We start from the raw sequence: 15,660 nt of genomic DNA on the forward strand, positions 1-15,660 counted from the left end.
CTGGTCCCGGCACGCCTCTTGCCACTGCGAAGCGCCAACGGCCTCGCCGAGGGCCCGTGGATGAGCCGCCACAAGGGGGAACGCAATGGATCACTTCTGCATGCATGTAATTACTACAACCTGGGCGTCGCCCGGCCGTGCAAGATTTGCACGCGAAGGGATGGCCCCGGGGCGCTTTTACCTGCTTCCAAACCAACCGCGCGCCTGCGCCGCGGTGATCGCCTGCGGACGTGCGCGAAAGCGTACGTCAGCGTGACACCATGCGCCCGCAAGCCAACCGCGCTCCGCTGATCCTCAACGTCGACGACCGCGAGGGACCGCGCTATGTCAAGAGCCGCATCCTGCATCGCGGCGAGTTTTCCGTGATCGAGGCGGCCACCGGCCAGTCGACGCTGGCGGTGGTGCGCCAGCATGCGCCGGCGCTGGTGCTGCTGTCGTCGCGCCTGCCCGATATCAGTGGACTGGAAGTGTGCCGGCTGATCAAGGACGATCCGGAAATCGCGCGCACCCTGGTGCTGCTGACGTCGCCCGGCGAACCCCAGGCGCGCCAGCGCGTCGAGGCGCTGAACTGCGGCGCCGACGGCTACCTGGTCGAACCGGCCGAGCCCGAGGAAGTCCTGTCGAGCATCCAGGCGCTGCTGCGGCTGCGCGGCGCGGAAGATGCCTGCTACCGCACCACGCAGGCGCTGCACGACAACGAGGACCTGTTCCGCCAGCTGGCGGAGTCGCTCGCCGACGTGGTCTGGATTCTTGATCCCGCCGCCCGGCAGCTGCTGTTCGTCAGCCCGTCGTTCGAGGCGCTGTGGGGCCATCCGGCAGCGGAGGTGATGGAAGAGCCGCGCCGCTGCCTGGACCGCCTGGTTGCGGCCGACCGCCCGCGCGTGGAGGCCGCTCTCGCCAGCATGCTGAGTGACGGCCGCATGGATATCGAATTCCAGATGACGCGGCCAGACGGCCAGCTGCGCGAGATCCGCGCGCGCGCCTTCCCCGTGCACGGCGCGGGTCAGGCGCCCGCGCGCGCCGATCTCGGCAATTCCCGGCCGCTGCGCATTGCCGGCATCTGCCAGGACGTGACCCTGCAGAACCGCGCCGGACGCGCGCTGCGCGACGAGGAGCGGCGCAAGGACCAGTTCCTGGCCATGCTCGCCCACGAGTTGCGCAACCCGCTCGCACCGCTGCGCAGCGCCGCCGACATGCTGCAGCAACTGTCGCCGTCGCGCGAGGACATGTTCCGCGCGCGCGACATCATCGGCCGCCAGCTGCACCACCTGACCCGGCTGGTCGACGAGCTGCTCGATATCTCGCGCTTCAACCAGGGCCGCATCACGCTGCGGCAGGACCTGGTAGAACTGCGCGCCGCGCTCAATACCGCTGTCGAAGCCGTGCGGCCGGAGATCGAAGCCTACCGCCACACGCTGCGCCTGTCGCTGCCCGAGCAGCCGCTGCCGGTGCGCGGCGACCTGGTGCGGCTGACGCAGATCTTCAGCAACCTGCTGCACAATGCCGCCGCCTATACCCCTGCGGGCGGCCAGATCACGGTCGATGCCACGCTAGACCAGGATCCGGCCAGCGGTTCCGCCGGCGGCTACGTCACGGTGCGCGTGCGCGACAACGGCACCGGGCTGTCCGAGGCGCTGCAGCGGCTGCTGTTCGACCCGCTGGCCCCGCACGATCCCGCCGAGGACCACGCCGGCGAAGGAAGCAGCAGGGGCAGCAGCAACGATAACGGCAACACCAACGACGGCATGGCGCCGTCCAACGTCTTCCCGCACGACGGGCCCGGCATCGGCCTGACGCTGGTGCAGAAGCTGGTCGTGCTGCATGGCGGCACGATCCGCGCCAACAGTCCCGGCCCTGGCCAGGGCAGCACCTTCACCGTCACGCTGCCGGTCGAGCCGTGGCACAAGTGGCACCCCGGCACCGGCAAGTCCGCGGCGCACAGCGGCGTGTCGCGGCGGATCATGGTGGTGGACGACAACGCCGACGCGCTCGAAGCCATGACCATGACGCTGCAGACCATGGGCCACACCGTGGTGACCGCGCCGGACGGGCCTACCGCTGTCGCGCTCGCTACCGCCGCGCGCCCGGAAGTGGTGCTGCTGGATCTCGGCATGCCAGCCATGGACGGCTTCGAGACCGCGCGCCGCCTGCGCGCGCTGCCCGAGATGCGCGGCGCCACGCTGGTCGCGTTGACCGGCTTCGGCCAGCCCGAGGACCGCCGGCGCGCGATGGAAGCGGGCTTCGACCAGCACCTGGTCAAGCCGGCCGACCTGGACGCATTGGCCCACCTGCTCGATACGCTCAAGGAACGGGCTTAGCCGCCTGCCGGCCATGCCGGTCCGCCATCGACCCTGACAAGGAGCCTACGTGCATACCACACCCGACCCCGATGACATCCCCCCGCGAGAGCCGGAAGTCCCCCCGCCCGAGCCGCCGCCGGGCCCTCCTGAACCCGTCTCCGATCCGCCGCCGGGCGACCAGCCGCCACCGCCGCCGCAACGCGCGCGCGAATAAGGCGCTTGAGGAGCCATTAAAGGAGCCGTTAAGTGTCCCGCATCATCTGGAAAGGCGCCATTACCTTTGGCCTCGTCAACATCCCGGTCGTCGTGCGGCCTGCCTCGCGCAGCCAGACGCTCGACCTGGACCTGCTGGACGTGCGCGACATGGCTCCGGTGGGCTATCAGCGCATCAACAAGAGCACCGGCAAGCCGGTCGACAAGGAGCACATCGTCAAGGGCTACCAGTACGCCAAGGACGAATACGTGCTGCTGAACGATGAGGATTTCCGGCAGGCCAATGTCGAAGCTACACAGACAGTCGACATCGTCAGCTTCGTCGAGGCAGAAAGCATTCCGCCGTACTTCTTCGACACCCCCTACTACCTCGAGCCGGACAAGCGCGGCGACCGCGGCTATGCGCTGCTGCATGCGACGATGCGGCGCACCGGCCGCGCCGCGCTGGCGCTGGTGGTGCTGCGCAACCGCCAGCACCTGGCGGCGATGCTGGTCCACGACAACGCGCTGGTGCTCAATACCATGCGCTTCGCCGACGAGGTGCTGCCGATTTCCGAACTGCGCCTGCCGAAGGCGTCGAGTGCCAAGGGCAGTGGCACGCATGCGCGCGAGATCGAGATGGCGGCAAAGCTGGTCGAGGACATGACCGAGGACTGGAATCCGGAGCAGTACCGCGACACCTATCGCGACGACATGATGGCGCGCATCGAAGAGAAGATCGAATCCGGCAAGACGCACCAGCTGACCCAGCCCACCGAGGACGAAGAAGCGCCGCGCCGCAGCGCGAAGGTCATCGATATGGTGGCACTGCTGCGCAAGAGCCTGGGCGAGCGCGGCAAGGGCGACGACGGCAAGGGCCGGCGCCGCGCAAAGCCGGCTGAGGAATCGGAAGCGGCGGAGGAAACCGGGGCCGAAGACGACCGCGCCGGCGCAAGCCGCAGCCGCCGCAAGACGCCGGCGCGCCATGCTGCGGCGAAGAAAGCACCCGCAAAGCGGACTACGGCCAAGCGCACTAACGCGACCAAGCATGCGGCGGCCAAGCATGCGCCGGCCAAGTCGCACGGGAAGTCGCACGCCAAGCCTCATGCCACGGCACGCAAGAGCACGGGCACGACGCGCCGCAAAGCCGCCTAGCTGAAATCCGGAAAACCGGGATGGCGGCCGGTGCCCTGCGTTTCGCTGGAGGGCGGGACGCGGGGCGTCGGCGTGCCGGGCATTGCGCTTCAGGCGGTCAGCGCGAAGTCACCTTGAGGTTATCGTTCACCGACGTCACGCCTTCGACACTGCGGATCGTGTCAAGCGCGAGGTCATGCTGTTGCTGGCTTGGCACCGTGCCGCCGACATCAACCGTGCCGTTCTTCGTCTTCACGTGGATGCCGGTCGACTTGAGATCCTTCGCGGTCAGCAGCTTGGTCTTGATCTTCGTGGTGATGGCGCCATCCTCGACCGCCTGCTTGGCTTTGTCGGCATTCAGGTCGGCGCTCGCGCCGCCATCCGGGTCGGCCCGGCCCGGCATGCCTGGCGCGGAGTTGACCGGCGCCACCGGCGTATTGTCGGCCGCGATGAAGATCAGGCCACTCTTGTCGAGCGCCTGCGCGGCGCCGGCAGCCGCCGCCAGCGCCGCGGCCACGCAGGCCAGCCTGAGGCCGCGCGCGGAAAATCGGGATAATCGCATGGCTGTGTCTCCTGTACAGGTTGCCAGCGCCTTCGCCGCGTTCGCTGCCTGGCACGCGGCACGGCTGGCACCTTGTCAGTCCGCAAACTCCATACCCGCGTGTTCGCCCAACGCCACGCAAGACCGGGGGCGACACCGGTGTGTAAATCGGGCCACCTGTTGTAAAAGCGGGCAGTCCCGGCGGGTGCAGCATGCGGCGCGGTCGGCCACGGCAAGCCCGCTGCCGGCGCGTGCGCGCTTGGCATGGTGATTGCAAAAACGGGAATGCGGCAGTCCGCCGCGTCAAGGAGACTAGCAATGGGACAGCAGCAACAGCCGGGTCAATCGCAGTCGGGCCAAAAGCAGCAGGAACAGCAATCTGGCCAACGCGGCGGCCAACAATCTGACATGGAAAAACAACAAGGCGGTGGTCAAATGGGTAACCAGGACCGCGGCCAAGGCCAACAGCAACAACAGGATCGCGGCAGCTCGCAACCGGGCCAGCAAAGCGGTCAACGCAGTGGTCAGCAGGGCGGTCAGGGCGGCCAACAGGGCGGTCAGGGCGGCCAGCAAGGCGGACAACGCCAGCAGTAATTCCAGCAGTCAGGCTCGCCTGCTGACATAGAGGCAGCTATCCGGGTATGTGCGGCAGCAACATGCGGTGCGGCCGCAGGGGCATACGCCGGAAATTGATCGGCCGGGTCTTCCGAACGGAAGGTCCGGCCCTTTTTTCTCAGGTTGCCGCTGCCGGCTTGCCGCGACAGCCCGCTCGCGCGCCTCCGCGGCTTACCGTGTATGCTGGCCGTGACGTCTTCCTGCTTGCAACCAGGTTTTGTCCAGCCACTCTGATCCCGCCAATCCCGCGGTCTCCTGCCACGCCCGGCGCGAACGCGGCTCGCCTGGACCCATGACGCGGGTGCGCGCGCACGCCGGTGCCCAGGTTCGCGCGCTGACGCGCAGCAATTCCGGCCTCACCCTCGACTATGACAACCCGCCCGGCGACCCTGGCCTGTTCGGTCCCGACGCAGTCTGCTGGCGCGTGCATGCGGACTTCCCGGCAATGCTGGCCGGCGGCGTCAGCGCGCTGCTGCTGCAGACGCTGCATCCGCTGGCGCTGGCCGGCGTGTGGGACCACTCCAGCTTTCGCACCGACATGCAGGGCCGGCTGGGCCGCACCGCGCAGTTTATTGCCGGCACCACTTACGGCAGCCGCGACGATGCCATGGCGCTGATCGGGCGCGTGCGGCGCATCCATGCCGGCGTGGGCGGCGTGGCGCCGGACGGCCGGCACTATGCGGCAACGGATCCGGCGCTGCTGACATGGGTGCATGTCGCCGAGGTGTCGAGCTTCATGGCGGGCTACCTGCGCTATGTCGGGCCGCTGGGCGAGGCGGAGCAGGACCGCTATTACGACGAGGTCGCGCGCATCGCGCTGCTGCTCGGCGCGGCCGACGTGCCGCGCTCGCGCGCGGCGGTGGCGGCCTACCTGGAAGCGATGCGGCCCCAGTTGCAGGCCAGCGAGCGCACCCGTGAAGTGGTGCGGCTGGTGCGCAGGATGCCGGTAGCCAACTCGCTGCTGCAACCGGCGGTGCGGATCATGGCCGATGCCGGCATTGCCTTGCTGCCACCGTGGGCGCGGCAGCAGCTTGAGCTCGACGAACCTTCGCTGCGACGCTCGGCCTCGCGGGCCGGCATGCGCGTGCTCGCGCCGGCGCTGCGCTGGGCGCTGGGCGCGGGGCTGGCCGCACGGGCACGGCGGCGCGTGGCGCGTGGCGGCGATGTGGGGGGCGGCGTGGGCGGCGGGGTGGGCGGAGTTTCGGGCTAGGGCATCCCGGCCCAGCCTTCGGTACGCTTACTCCGCAGCCACTGCCGCGCTGCCGACGCTGCCGCGCAGCGCTGTCTCCGGCAGCCGCGCCACCAGGAACGGCGCCAGCAGCGACACCCCCGCGCTCATCAGCAACAGCAGCCGGAAGGCATGCTCGGCGCCCTGGCGCACCGCCGCGGCATCGCCGCCATCCTGCGTGCCTGCCATCACGCGCTGGAACAGCTGCATCAGCACATCTTCGCCGCCGCCCAGGTCACTGACCGCCATGCCGCCGTGCCGCAGCAGCGCGATCAGCACCGTGGTCAGCACCGCCACGCCAACCGCGCCGCCGAGCATGCGCGAGAACGCGGTCAATGCGGTGGCCACACCGACATGCTGCAGCGGCACGGCGTTCTGCGTCGCCACCAGCCCGCTGGGCAGTTGCAGGCCGATCGCCAGCCCGAGCACCACCATCACCAGCGCGCACAGCCATGCGCCGCGCGGATCGACAAACGCCAGCGCCACGATCGCCAGCGGAGCCACCAGCGCGCCTGCCATCTGCAGCGGCTTGTAGCGCCCGCTCCATGACATCAGCCGCCCCGCCGCGTACGCGCCGAAGGGGATCGCCAGCGTCAGCGGCACCAGCCGCAACGCGGCCGCATCGGCCTGCGCACCGGCCACCACCTGGAAGCGCAGCGGCAACAGCACCGACATGGCGATCAATTGGAAAAAGCACAGGAACAGCGTGATGCAGCAGATCGCCACGGTGGGCACGCGCAGCATCGCCAGCGGAATGACGGGATCGGCCGCGCGGCGCTCCTGCCAGAGGAAGAGCCCCAGGCAAGCAAGGCCAGCCAGCAGCAGCCCCAGCGTATCGGGCCGCGACGGCGACTGGCCCTGGCCGAGCCGCGTCAGGAACACCAGCACGCCGCTCAGCCCCGCGCCGAACAGCAGCGCGCCGAGGTAATCGATCCGGTGGCGGCGCCCGCCCGCGGGCAGGTGGCGCAGCGCGCGCCGCACGGTCACCAGCGCCAGCAGTGCCAGCGGCAGGTTGATCCAGAAGATCCAGCGCCATGACAGGAAGTGCGCCAGGTAGCCGCCGAGCACCGGGCCGGCCATGCTGGCCACCGCCCACACCCCGCTGACATAACCCTGGTAGCGGCCGCGCTCGCGCAGCGGCACCACGTCGGCAATGGTCGCCTGCGACACCGACAACAGCCCGCCGCCACCCAGGCCTTGCAGGATGCGCGCAAGGATCAGCTGCGGCATCGTCTGCGCCAGCGCGCAGGCGGCGGAAGCCAGCAGGAACAGCATGATGGCGAAGGACAGCACCGAACGCCGGCCGAGCAAGTCCGAAAGCTTGCCGTAGATCGGTGTGGTGACGGTCGATGCCACCAGGTAGGCGGAGATCACCCACGCCATGTTGTCGAAGCCGTTGAGCTGCAGCGCGATCTCGGGCAGCACCACGGCGACGATCGATTGCTCCAGCGCACCCAGCAGGATCGCCAGCATCAGCCCGAAGATCACCTGCATGACCGGCACCGGGGGCATCGGGGCACGGGCATCGTGCCGGGCTGGCGGCGAAGTCGTAGCGGCAGGAGTGCCTGTCGAGGCGGAGGGGGCGGAGGGGGCAGCGGCGACGGCAGCGTGCGAGGGCGGCTGGGAGGAGACGGCGGTCATGTGCACCTGCGGACGGCAGGATCGCGGCTAGCCGCGCTGCGAGGCCGCGCGGTGACCGGTCCTGCTCTTGTTGCGGAGTCAAGGAGAGCGGCCATTGTAGGCGCTTCCCGCCGCGGGTGCTCGCCGTGCGCCAGCGCGCCAGAGCCGCTGGCGCGCCGGTGTCGGATCGGCGCAGCTTGCGGGCTGATTAAGGGCAATACCCCAGCGCCGCCGCGCTATCGGCGGTCAGCGAACAGTTCTTGAAGGGAAATGAGAATTAAAGGCAAAAACACCCGCAGTTCGGTGAATTGCCTGTCCGGAAGGTGGCTTTTAATCACGCTGGGCATCCCGAACGGTCGGTTAATTCCCGACCACAGCGCCACAGAGCGCGACCTAAACGACGCAGGCACAAAAAAGAAGCCCACGCGCGGGGTGCTCGTAGGCTTTCCAGGACTGCAAGAGCTTGAAAACCAAGCTCTTGCCAAGAATATAAACGCGCTTACATGAGGTGTAAATCCCGCTTCTATCAGGGAAATCCCTTATGTGCAATGCGATAATTTTCACATTTTTAGTGTTTTAAACCCTGACGTCACTTCAGGGCGAATTTCTGACTTTCTTTCACTTTCCCCGTGGTCCCAGGCCATGTCAGGGCTCGCGAATGGCCGGAAAAGGCCATTGTGCAGCCGCACAAAGCGGTTACAATACGACAGCTCCGAGCGCAACAAATTTTATAGAGCGATTACTCTAGGCTCAGCGAGGCACTGCGCCCGTCAACCCTTGTAAAACTTTGTTACTCTCGGCGCTGAAGTATCCCCCCTTCTCTTCTGGCAGCGCCCTTAGCCGGCATGTGCGCGACGCCCCGGGCCTTGCACGTGAAGCCCGCAGGCACCGCGGCGCCGACGACCCGACCCGCCGGTTCCGAGAGCGGATCTTTCCCCTCCGCCCTGGCCGCGCCGCTCACCCCGCCGCCGGCCAACGGACCGTCATCAGCCGCCAGATCCCTTGCGGGCTCTTCCGGAGTCGTTGTGAAGAAGAAGGAAATCCGGCCCAAGCGCTCCAGCCGAAAGGCACTGCAGTACCAGCACCTCGCCGCCCAGTCGGCCAACCGCGCGCCGGTGGCCGTCCACTTGTCCAACGGTACGCGGCTGCAGGGGTTCGTGCTGGGGACGGACAACTACATGGTGCTGCTCGGGCGGCGGCTGGACGATCCGCAGCCCACGATCGTCTACAAGCAGGCGATCTGCCTGGTGACGCCGCTGGACACGCCGGCGGTGGGGATCGATCCGGCAATCGCGGCGGAATTCTTGCCTATCTATATACCGCGTACGCGCAAGCGGCGCTGAAGCCGGCATCGCAACGCCGCACTCTCAGGGCCTGTTGGCAGGCCGGCGCACGCCCGTGCGCTCCCGGGCGATACCCCCCGAAACTCTTGCGGAGATCACTCTAAACCTTTGCCGGGGACGGTCGATAACCCTTGCAACGGAGGCACTCTACGCCCTGCAAAGCAGGCAGCCAACGTTACGGCTAGCAGCCGGAATGCCAAAAACTTTGCATACAGGAGTCGTAAATGGCGCAAGTCATTAATACCAATTCGTTGTCTCTGATGACTCAGAACAACATGAACGCTTCGCAATCGTCGCTGAACACGGCGATCCAGCGCCTGTCGTCGGGCCTGCGCATCAACAGCGCCAAGGACGATGCGGCTGGCCAGGCGATTGCGAACCGTTTCACCGCGAACATCAAGGGCCTGACCCAAGCTCAGCGCAATGCCAACGACGGCATCTCGCTGGCGCAGACCACCGAAGGCGCGCTGACCGAAGTCAACAACAACCTGCAGCGTGTCCGTGAACTGAGCGTGCAGGCCGCCAACGGCTCGAACTCGGCTTCGGACCTGAAGTCGATCCAGGACGAAATTGCCCAGCGCCTGTCGGAAATCGACCGCACCTCGCAACAAACCGACTTCAACGGCGTGAAGGTGCTGTCGTCCAGCGCCAAGCCTCTGACGATCCAGGTCGGCGCCAATGACGGCGAGACCATCACCATCGACCTGAAGCAGATCGACTCGTCGACGCTGGGCCTGACGGGCTTCACCGTATCCAAGAATAGCCTGAATGTCAGCGATGCCATCACGACCGTGGCTGCCGGTGGTGCCGCTGCTGCCGTCGACGTCGACCTCAGCGGAGCCGCCACGACGCTGGGCGTCAACGCCGGCGACCTGTCGCTGCACAATGTGAGCGGCACTGGTGACTACGTGGTCAAGAGCGGCAACGACTACTATGCTGCTTCGGTGGATACTGCTACGGGCAACGTTCAGCTGAATACGGTGGACATCACCGTTGCCGACGCGGCCAACGGCAACGCCGCGGGTTCCGCTGTGACCGACATGCTGGTCAAGGTCGGTGCTGATGCTACCGGCACCGCTACCGGCTACATCACTGTACAGAACAAGAACTACGCCGTTGCCAACACCGCTCTGGCGGACGGTGGCGCCGGTGGTACGCTCAACGACGCACAGACCGGCACGACCATCAACCTGAGCCAGAACGGCGGCACGGCAGCTACCGCTGAATTCACCGGCGTTTCCACCGCCAACCCGCTGGCCAAGCTGGACGCGGCACTGAAGGTCGTCGACGACCTGCGCAGCTCGCTGGGTGCTGTGCAGAACCGCTTCGACTCCACGATCTCGAACTTGGGCACCACGATCACCAACCTGTCGTCGTCGCGCTCGCGCATCCAGGACGCTGACTACGCCACGGAAGTGTCGAACATGACCCGCGCGCAGATCCTGCAGCAGGCTGGTACCTCGGTGCTGTCGCAAGCCAACCAGACCACGCAGAGCGTGCTGTCGCTGCTGCGTTAATCGCACCACGCATGGCACAAAAGGCTGGGCCGCAAGGCCCGGCCTTTTTGCCCGAGGAGCGTTTTGCAGGCAGCGCGACTGCCTGCAAAGCGTTTCTACCCTTTATCAACCAGACCGCCCCGGACGGAGCAGAAGATGGCGCCTCCACCGCCCGTGAACCCGATTGCCCTGCGGCTGCCCGCGGATAGCCTGGTCGCGGCCATGCCGTCCGCCGGTGCCACGCCGGTGGCCACTCAGGCGACGCACCGCCAGCAGGGCGCCGCGGGCGCGCCGGATGAAGCGGCCCTGGACGAGGTGGAAGCCAGCGCCGCCATCGGCGAACTGGTCCACGCGCTCAAGATGACTTCCATTGGCCTGCGTTTCGAGATCGACGAGACGACCCACCGCGTCATCACCAAGGTGGTCGACAAGGAAAGCGGCGAACTGATCCGCCAGATGCCCACCGAAGAAGTGCTGCGCATCGCGCGCGCCATCGACAAGCTGCAGGGGCTGTTCGTCAGCCAGGCAGCCTGAGTCCTGATCACCAGTTGAAGACGAGACAAGAACATGGCAACGATCTCCTCCATCGGCATCGGCTCCAACCTGGACCTGAGCTCCCTGCTGGACCAGCTCAAGACGGCGGAGCAGGCGCCGCTGACCGCCATCAACAACCAGGCCAAGAGCTACCAGACCAGGCTGTCGGCCTTCAGCCAGCTGCAGAGCGTGCTGTCGGCATACCAGGCCGCGGCCAAGAAGCTGTCCAACGCCGACACCTTCGGCGCGGTCAAGGCGACCGTCGGCTCTGCCGACGTGATGTCGGTGACCACCGCCGCCAACGCCGTACCGGGCAACTACAGCATCACCGTCAACACGCTCGCCACCGCGCAGTCCCTGGTAAGCGGCAACGTCGCGGACCAGAAGGCGGCGATCGGCGGGGGCGAGATCACCTTCGATTTTGGCGAAGCGCTGGCTACCGGCGGCGCCGCCACCAGCACCAAGAAGGTCACGATCCCGGCCAACGCATCGCTGGAGGGCGTGCGCGACGCCATCAACAAGGCTGGCATCGGCGTGACCGCCAGCATCGTCAACGATGGCAGCGCCACGCCTTACCGCCTGGTGCTGACGTCCGACAAGACGGGCACGCAAGCCACGATGCGCGTGTCGTCCGGCGATGCCGCGTTGAACAACCTGGTCGCCTTCGACCCGGCCGCCGCGCCTGCCGCGAACAAAATGGAACAGAAGGTTTCGCCGGCAAATGCCACGCTGAAGATCAATGGCATCGACGTGGTCAGCCAGAGCAACTCGGTGGTCGACGCGGCGCAGGGCGTGACCATGAACCTGAACAAGACCGGCACCACATCGCTGGTGGTGACGCGCGACAACGATACGATCAAGTCGTCGGTCCAGGCCTTCGTCACCGCGTACAACAACATCCAGAGCACGGCAAAGTCGTTGACGGCCTTCGACACCGACGCCGGCACTTCGGCGGCGCTGACCGGCGACAGCACGTTGCGGTCGATCCAGTCGCGCCTGCGCGGCATGCTCGGCGGCGCGCTGGACAACGGCAATGGCGGCACGATGACGCTGATCGACGTCGGCATCTCGTTCAACAAGGACGGCACGATGGCGCTGGACGACGCCAAGCTGACCAAGGCACTGAAGAATGATCTTGGCGGTGTCACGGCGATGTTTTCCAGCACAAGTGGCAGCGGCGGTATCGGCAAGCAGATCACCGACTACGTCGACGGCCTGACCAAGACCGATGGCGCCCTGAAGTCGGCCCAGGATGGCATCACCAAGACGCTGAAGGACCTGGAAGACGACTATGACCGCGTCGAAGAGCGCGTCAACGCGACCATCGACCGCTACAAGGCCCAGTTCACGCAACTGGACCTGGTCGTGGCGCAGATGAACCGCACCAGCAGCTACCTGACGCAGCAGTTCAACGCGCTGACCAACAGCAGTTCCAAGTAACGTACGGGGATAACGCACATGTTCGCCCGCCAAGCCGCAAATGCCTACGCCCAGGTCGGTGTCCACACCGGCGCCATGAGCGCCAGTCCGCACAAGCTGATCGCCATGCTGTACGACGGCGCCCGCGCGGCCATCGCACGGGCGAAGTTCCACCTGGAAGGTGGCAACATTGCCGAGCGCGGCAATGCCATCTCCAAGGCCATCGACATCATCGACAACGGCCTGCGCGCCGTACTCGACCACGACGCCGGCGGCGAAATCTCCGCCAACCTCGAATCCCTCTACGAATACATGGTCCGCCGCCTGATGCTGGCCAACCTGCGCAGCGACGCTGCCTTGCTGGCCGAGGTCGATACGCTGCTGGAAAGCCTGGCATCAGCGTGGGCGCAAATTGATGAGCCGCACGCTGCCTTACAGGACAACTGACATGGCACCCTTCTCCCCCATCGTCACCTGCTACGAAGGCATCCTGGCGCTGTCGTCCCGCATGTACGACGCCGCCCACGCCGCTGACTGGAACACCGTCACCGAGCTGCAGCGCAGCTACCTGGAACAGGTCGAGCACCTGCGCCAGCTTGACCATGAATCCCCGTTCTCCGATGCCGAGCGCATGCGCCGCTACCAGCTGCTGGATCGCATCCTCACGTACGATGCGCGCATCCGCGACCTGGCCGTGCCGCAGCTGAAGAAGCTCGGCGACATGCTGACCAGTTCGCGCCGCCAGGTGGAGCTTGCGTCGGCGTACGGGGCGATGGCCTGAGCGGCAACCGGACAGATACCGCGCGCCAGCGCTGGCGCGCCTCCCTCGGCTGACCACACGCGCGTACGGCCCTGCGCCGCGCCGCCTTTATCCGTTATTTCCTGACAGATGACCGGCATCCACCTGCCACCAGGCCTGGCACCCGGTCAGGCCCCGGACCCGCAACTGCTGCGTCCCGCGCTGGCGATCGACAAGCTGGCAGCCTTGCAGCCCGTACTCGAGGCCACGGAAGCGAATGTCCAGAATTCCACCGGCCAGGCAATCCGCCACAGCCAGCAGGCCGCAGGCGCCAATGCCATGCCGGCGCAGGGCGCGCTGCTGCCGGGCACGTCCACGCGCGAATCGCTGAGCAGTGCCGCGCGCGCGATCCTGGCGGTGATGGAGAGCGCCGGGCCGCAGCCGGTCAAGCCGGGCACGCCGTTGTTGCCCGCACCGCCGGCAGCCGGCTCGATGCAGGCCGCCGCGGCGGCGCTGGCGAATGCGGTGGGACAAAGCGGGCTGTTCTATGAATCGCACCTGGCGCAGTGGATGAGCGGTGCGCGCCCTCTGTCGACCATCCTGCAGGAGCCGCAGGCAGCCGTGCCGCGACCGGCATTGCAGGGGGCACCCGGGCAAGCCGCCGCATCGCAGTCGCAGGCTTCTGCCTCGGCCATGCTGACCTACTCCGGACCAGCTGGCGGAGACGCGCCTCGCCTGAGCAACCCGCCCCTGCTGCCGGCCTCGCAGGTCCTGGCCGAAGCGCTGGCCTCGCCGCGCAATCCGCGCGTGGCGCACAGCCACGCGCCCTCCGAGCAGGGTGTGCGCCAGGGAACCGGCTCCGCAGCCGTGTATAGCCGCGATGCCGACACGCCACCGCAACGCCCGTCCACCGGCATGCTGGCGGCGCAGGCCTACCAGGCCACCGCGGACGCCGCGCGCCCCGCGACCGCAGAGTCGATGGCAGGGCATGCGGCGCGTACCGGCGATACCGATAGCATCGGCAGCGAAGCCGCCCGGCAAGCGGCACCCGCCGGACCGGCGATTCATCCCGCGACCGAAGGCGTGGTTCGCCAGCAACTCGAATTGCTCGCCACCCAGCAGTTCCGCTTTGCCGGCGAAGCATGGCCCGGCGCCGCCATGGAGTGGGACATCCAGCGTACGGATCCCGAAGCGCATGGCCAGGGGCCTGACGACGCCAGCCGGCCGTGGTCGAGCCGGATCCGCTTGCAGCTGCCCAACCTTGGCACTGTCGAAGCCCTGCTGACGCTGGGACCATCCGGACTGGAAGCGCGTGTCGCCACCGGCGAGACCGATATCGCCGCGCGCCTGATCGCCGCACGGCCGCTGCTGCGCAACCGGCTGGAAGCCCAGGGAATTCCGCTGCAGCGGCTCAACATCCAGACCCAGGACGACCTGTCTGCCGGAGCCGCGTCATGAGCGAAGGCGCGGCAGACCGCGGCGCGGCCATCGCGCTCAGCTACCAGCACAACAACCAGGCACCGCGCGTGGTCGCCAAGGGCTATGGCGTGGTGGCCGAGGCCATCATCGCCCGCGCCAGGGAAGCGGGTGTCTATATCCACGACTCGCCCACGCTGGTCAATCTGCTGATGCAGGTGGACCTGGACAGCCAGATCCCGCCGCAGCTGTATGTGGCGGTGGCGGAGCTGCTGGCGTGGATCTATCACCTGGAAGCCGGCTTGGACGCGGCCGGGCAAGAAGGCTGACAGCGGCCATACGCAGCAAAAAGCCCCTGATACTTGCAACACCAGGGGCTCAGATTGCTGACCAGGTTAAGACTGCAAGTGTTATCTCTCAAGCCAGCATATGCGGAATGGCGGCCATGGCCATCGCCTCATGCAGTCGCTCCCCTCTCCCGCGCAGTGGGAGAGGGGTGGGGGGAGGGCGGGAGCGTCCACGAAGTGAGGCGCCACCGTGCTTGCCGAGCGCCGGCCCTCACCCCCGGCCCCTCTCCCGCAAGCGGGAGAGGGGTGCAAACCAGCGGCATCGACGCTTTGTCAGCAGTTTGAAGCCCTTGGTACTTGCAACACCCGGCGGCCCTTTTCATCGGATGAAGCCGATCAGATCGGCATGCTCATCATTTCCTGATACGCCTGGACCAGCCGGTTCCGCACCTGCACCCCGGTCTGGAACGAGATATTGGCCTTTTGCAGGTCGATCATCACGTCATTGAGCGCCACCCCCGGCTTGCCCAGCTCGAAGGCCTCGGCCTGGCCATAGGCGCGCTCCTGCGCCGCATTGATCTTGCCCAGCGAGCGTTGCAGCTCGCTGGCGAAGCCGCCGCCGGCAATCGGTGCCGACTGGGTGGCGCTGTTGCCCGAGGCAACCTGTGACAGGCCGCGCAGCTGCTGCAGCATGGACTCGATGGAAGAAATAGTGGTCATGGCGTCGTCATGGGCCGGCCGGCGGCCGAGTCAGTCGATGGGCGTCCCGTCGATCACATTCATGACGGCAAGGCAG

At 67.1% G+C, this 15,660-nt stretch carries 15 protein-coding genes; 11 read left to right on the forward strand and 4 right to left on the reverse strand.

The genetic code is table 11. From position 1 onward, the window contains the following. The first annotated feature begins 260 nt into the window (after window positions 1-260). The gene (locus J8I82_RS08090) at window positions 261-2,318 is read left to right on the forward strand and encodes a hybrid sensor histidine kinase/response regulator (protein WP_209756078.1); all 2,058 of its coding nucleotides are present in this window, start codon (window positions 261-263) and stop codon (window positions 2,316-2,318) included. A 228-nt stretch (window positions 2,319-2,546) separates the two neighbouring features. After that, window positions 2,547-3,647 (forward strand): non-homologous end joining protein Ku, encoded by a 1,101-nt coding sequence (gene ku, locus J8I82_RS08095; protein ID WP_209756080.1) that lies wholly within the window; start codon window positions 2,547-2,549, stop codon window positions 3,645-3,647. Window positions 3,648-3,744: 97 nt separating this feature from the next. Here the strand turns inward: ku and J8I82_RS08100 are convergent, their stop codons facing one another. Then, window positions 3,745-4,188 carry a BON domain-containing protein gene (locus J8I82_RS08100; RefSeq protein ID WP_209756082.1) on the reverse strand — a complete coding sequence of 148 codons (444 nt, stop codon included), beginning with the start codon at window positions 4,186-4,188 and terminating at the stop codon, window positions 3,745-3,747. A 291-nt stretch (window positions 4,189-4,479) separates the two neighbouring features. Continuing rightward, window positions 4,480-4,740: a hypothetical protein gene (locus J8I82_RS08105; protein WP_209756085.1), complete on the reverse strand. Its 261-nt coding sequence runs from the start codon at window positions 4,738-4,740 to the stop codon at window positions 4,480-4,482. 259 nt (window positions 4,741-4,999) lie between these two features. Here J8I82_RS08105 and J8I82_RS08110 point away from each other — a divergent pair, with 259 nt between their 5' ends. Then, window positions 5,000-5,992, forward strand: coding sequence for an oxygenase MpaB family protein (locus J8I82_RS08110; protein ID WP_431831534.1), 993 nt, complete (start codon window positions 5,000-5,002; stop codon window positions 5,990-5,992). Window positions 5,993-6,019: 27 nt separating this feature from the next. On the opposite strand, the gene J8I82_RS08115 is transcribed toward J8I82_RS08110, so the two are convergent. Then, entirely contained in the window at window positions 6,020-7,504 is a 1,485-nt protein-coding gene (locus J8I82_RS08115; RefSeq protein WP_209756087.1) for an MFS transporter, read from the reverse strand. Between the two features lie 1,151 nt (window positions 7,505-8,655). On the opposite strand from J8I82_RS08115, the gene J8I82_RS08120 reads away from it, so the two are divergent. The 8 genes from J8I82_RS08120 to J8I82_RS08155 all read left to right on the forward strand — a co-directional run bounded on the left by J8I82_RS08120 (window position 8,656) and on the right by J8I82_RS08155 (window position 14,906). Beyond that, window positions 8,656-8,973, forward strand: coding sequence for an RNA chaperone Hfq (locus tag J8I82_RS08120; protein ID WP_209756089.1), 318 nt, complete (start codon window positions 8,656-8,658; stop codon window positions 8,971-8,973). A 224-nt stretch (window positions 8,974-9,197) separates the two neighbouring features. Then, on the forward strand, window positions 9,198-10,490 hold the full coding sequence (locus J8I82_RS08125; RefSeq protein WP_209756091.1) for a FliC/FljB family flagellin: 1,293 nt from the start codon (window positions 9,198-9,200) through the stop codon (window positions 10,488-10,490). 135 nt (window positions 10,491-10,625) lie between these two features. Further along, entirely contained in the window at window positions 10,626-11,003 is a 378-nt protein-coding gene (locus J8I82_RS08130; RefSeq protein WP_209756094.1) for a flagellar protein FlaG, read from the forward strand. Between the two features lie 33 nt (window positions 11,004-11,036). Beyond that, window positions 11,037-12,443: a flagellar filament capping protein FliD gene (gene fliD, locus J8I82_RS08135; protein ID WP_209756096.1), complete on the forward strand. Its 1,407-nt coding sequence runs from the start codon at window positions 11,037-11,039 to the stop codon at window positions 12,441-12,443. Between the two features lie 18 nt (window positions 12,444-12,461). Continuing rightward, window positions 12,462-12,869, forward strand: a complete 408-nt coding sequence (fliS, locus tag J8I82_RS08140) for a flagellar export chaperone FliS (RefSeq protein WP_209756098.1) — start codon at window positions 12,462-12,464, stop codon at window positions 12,867-12,869. Between the two features lies 1 nt (window position 12,870). Continuing rightward, entirely contained in the window at window positions 12,871-13,203 is a 333-nt protein-coding gene (locus J8I82_RS08145; protein ID WP_209756100.1) for a flagellar protein FliT, read from the forward strand. A 108-nt stretch (window positions 13,204-13,311) separates the two neighbouring features. After that, window positions 13,312-14,619, forward strand: a complete 1,308-nt coding sequence (gene fliK / locus J8I82_RS08150) for a flagellar hook-length control protein FliK (RefSeq protein ID WP_209756102.1) — start codon at window positions 13,312-13,314, stop codon at window positions 14,617-14,619. Beyond that, window positions 14,616-14,906: an EscU/YscU/HrcU family type III secretion system export apparatus switch protein gene (locus tag J8I82_RS08155; RefSeq protein ID WP_209756104.1), complete on the forward strand. Its 291-nt coding sequence runs from the start codon at window positions 14,616-14,618 to the stop codon at window positions 14,904-14,906. Before fliK ends, J8I82_RS08155 begins: the two co-directional genes overlap by 4 nt. 354 nt (window positions 14,907-15,260) lie before the next feature. Here J8I82_RS08155 and fliE read toward each other — a convergent pair whose 3' ends face one another. Then, window positions 15,261-15,584, reverse strand: a complete 324-nt coding sequence (fliE, locus tag J8I82_RS08160; protein ID WP_209756106.1) for a flagellar hook-basal body complex protein FliE — start codon at window positions 15,582-15,584, stop codon at window positions 15,261-15,263. Between the last annotated feature and the right edge of the window lie 76 nt (window positions 15,585-15,660).

Origin of the sequence: Cupriavidus consociatus, assembly GCF_017814975.1 — a bacterium.
In the GTDB taxonomy this organism is placed as follows: domain Bacteria; phylum Pseudomonadota; class Gammaproteobacteria; order Burkholderiales; family Burkholderiaceae; genus Cupriavidus; species Cupriavidus consociatus.

Coding starts and splice junctions, on each gene's coding strand:
- J8I82_RS08090 (WP_209756078.1), top strand. CDS start 261: ATGCGCCCGCAAGCCAACCGCGCTCCGCTGATCCTCAACGTCGACGAC.
- J8I82_RS08100 (WP_209756082.1), bottom strand. CDS start 4,188: ATGCGATTATCCCGATTTTCCGCGCGCGGCCTCAGGCTGGCCTGCGTG.
- J8I82_RS08115 (WP_209756087.1), bottom strand. CDS start 7,504: ATGCAGGTGATCTTCGGGCTGATGCTGGCGATCCTGCTGGGTGCGCTG.
- J8I82_RS08125 (WP_209756091.1), top strand. CDS start 9,198: ATGGCGCAAGTCATTAATACCAATTCGTTGTCTCTGATGACTCAGAAC.
- J8I82_RS08130 (WP_209756094.1), top strand. CDS start 10,626: ATGGCGCCTCCACCGCCCGTGAACCCGATTGCCCTGCGGCTGCCCGCG.
- fliD (WP_209756096.1), top strand. CDS start 11,037: ATGGCAACGATCTCCTCCATCGGCATCGGCTCCAACCTGGACCTGAGC.
- fliS (WP_209756098.1), top strand. CDS start 12,462: ATGTTCGCCCGCCAAGCCGCAAATGCCTACGCCCAGGTCGGTGTCCAC.
- J8I82_RS08145 (WP_209756100.1), top strand. CDS start 12,871: ATGGCACCCTTCTCCCCCATCGTCACCTGCTACGAAGGCATCCTGGCG.
- fliK (WP_209756102.1), top strand. CDS start 13,312: ATGACCGGCATCCACCTGCCACCAGGCCTGGCACCCGGTCAGGCCCCG.
- J8I82_RS08155 (WP_209756104.1), top strand. CDS start 14,616: ATGAGCGAAGGCGCGGCAGACCGCGGCGCGGCCATCGCGCTCAGCTAC.
- fliE (WP_209756106.1), bottom strand. CDS start 15,584: ATGACCACTATTTCTTCCATCGAGTCCATGCTGCAGCAGCTGCGCGGC.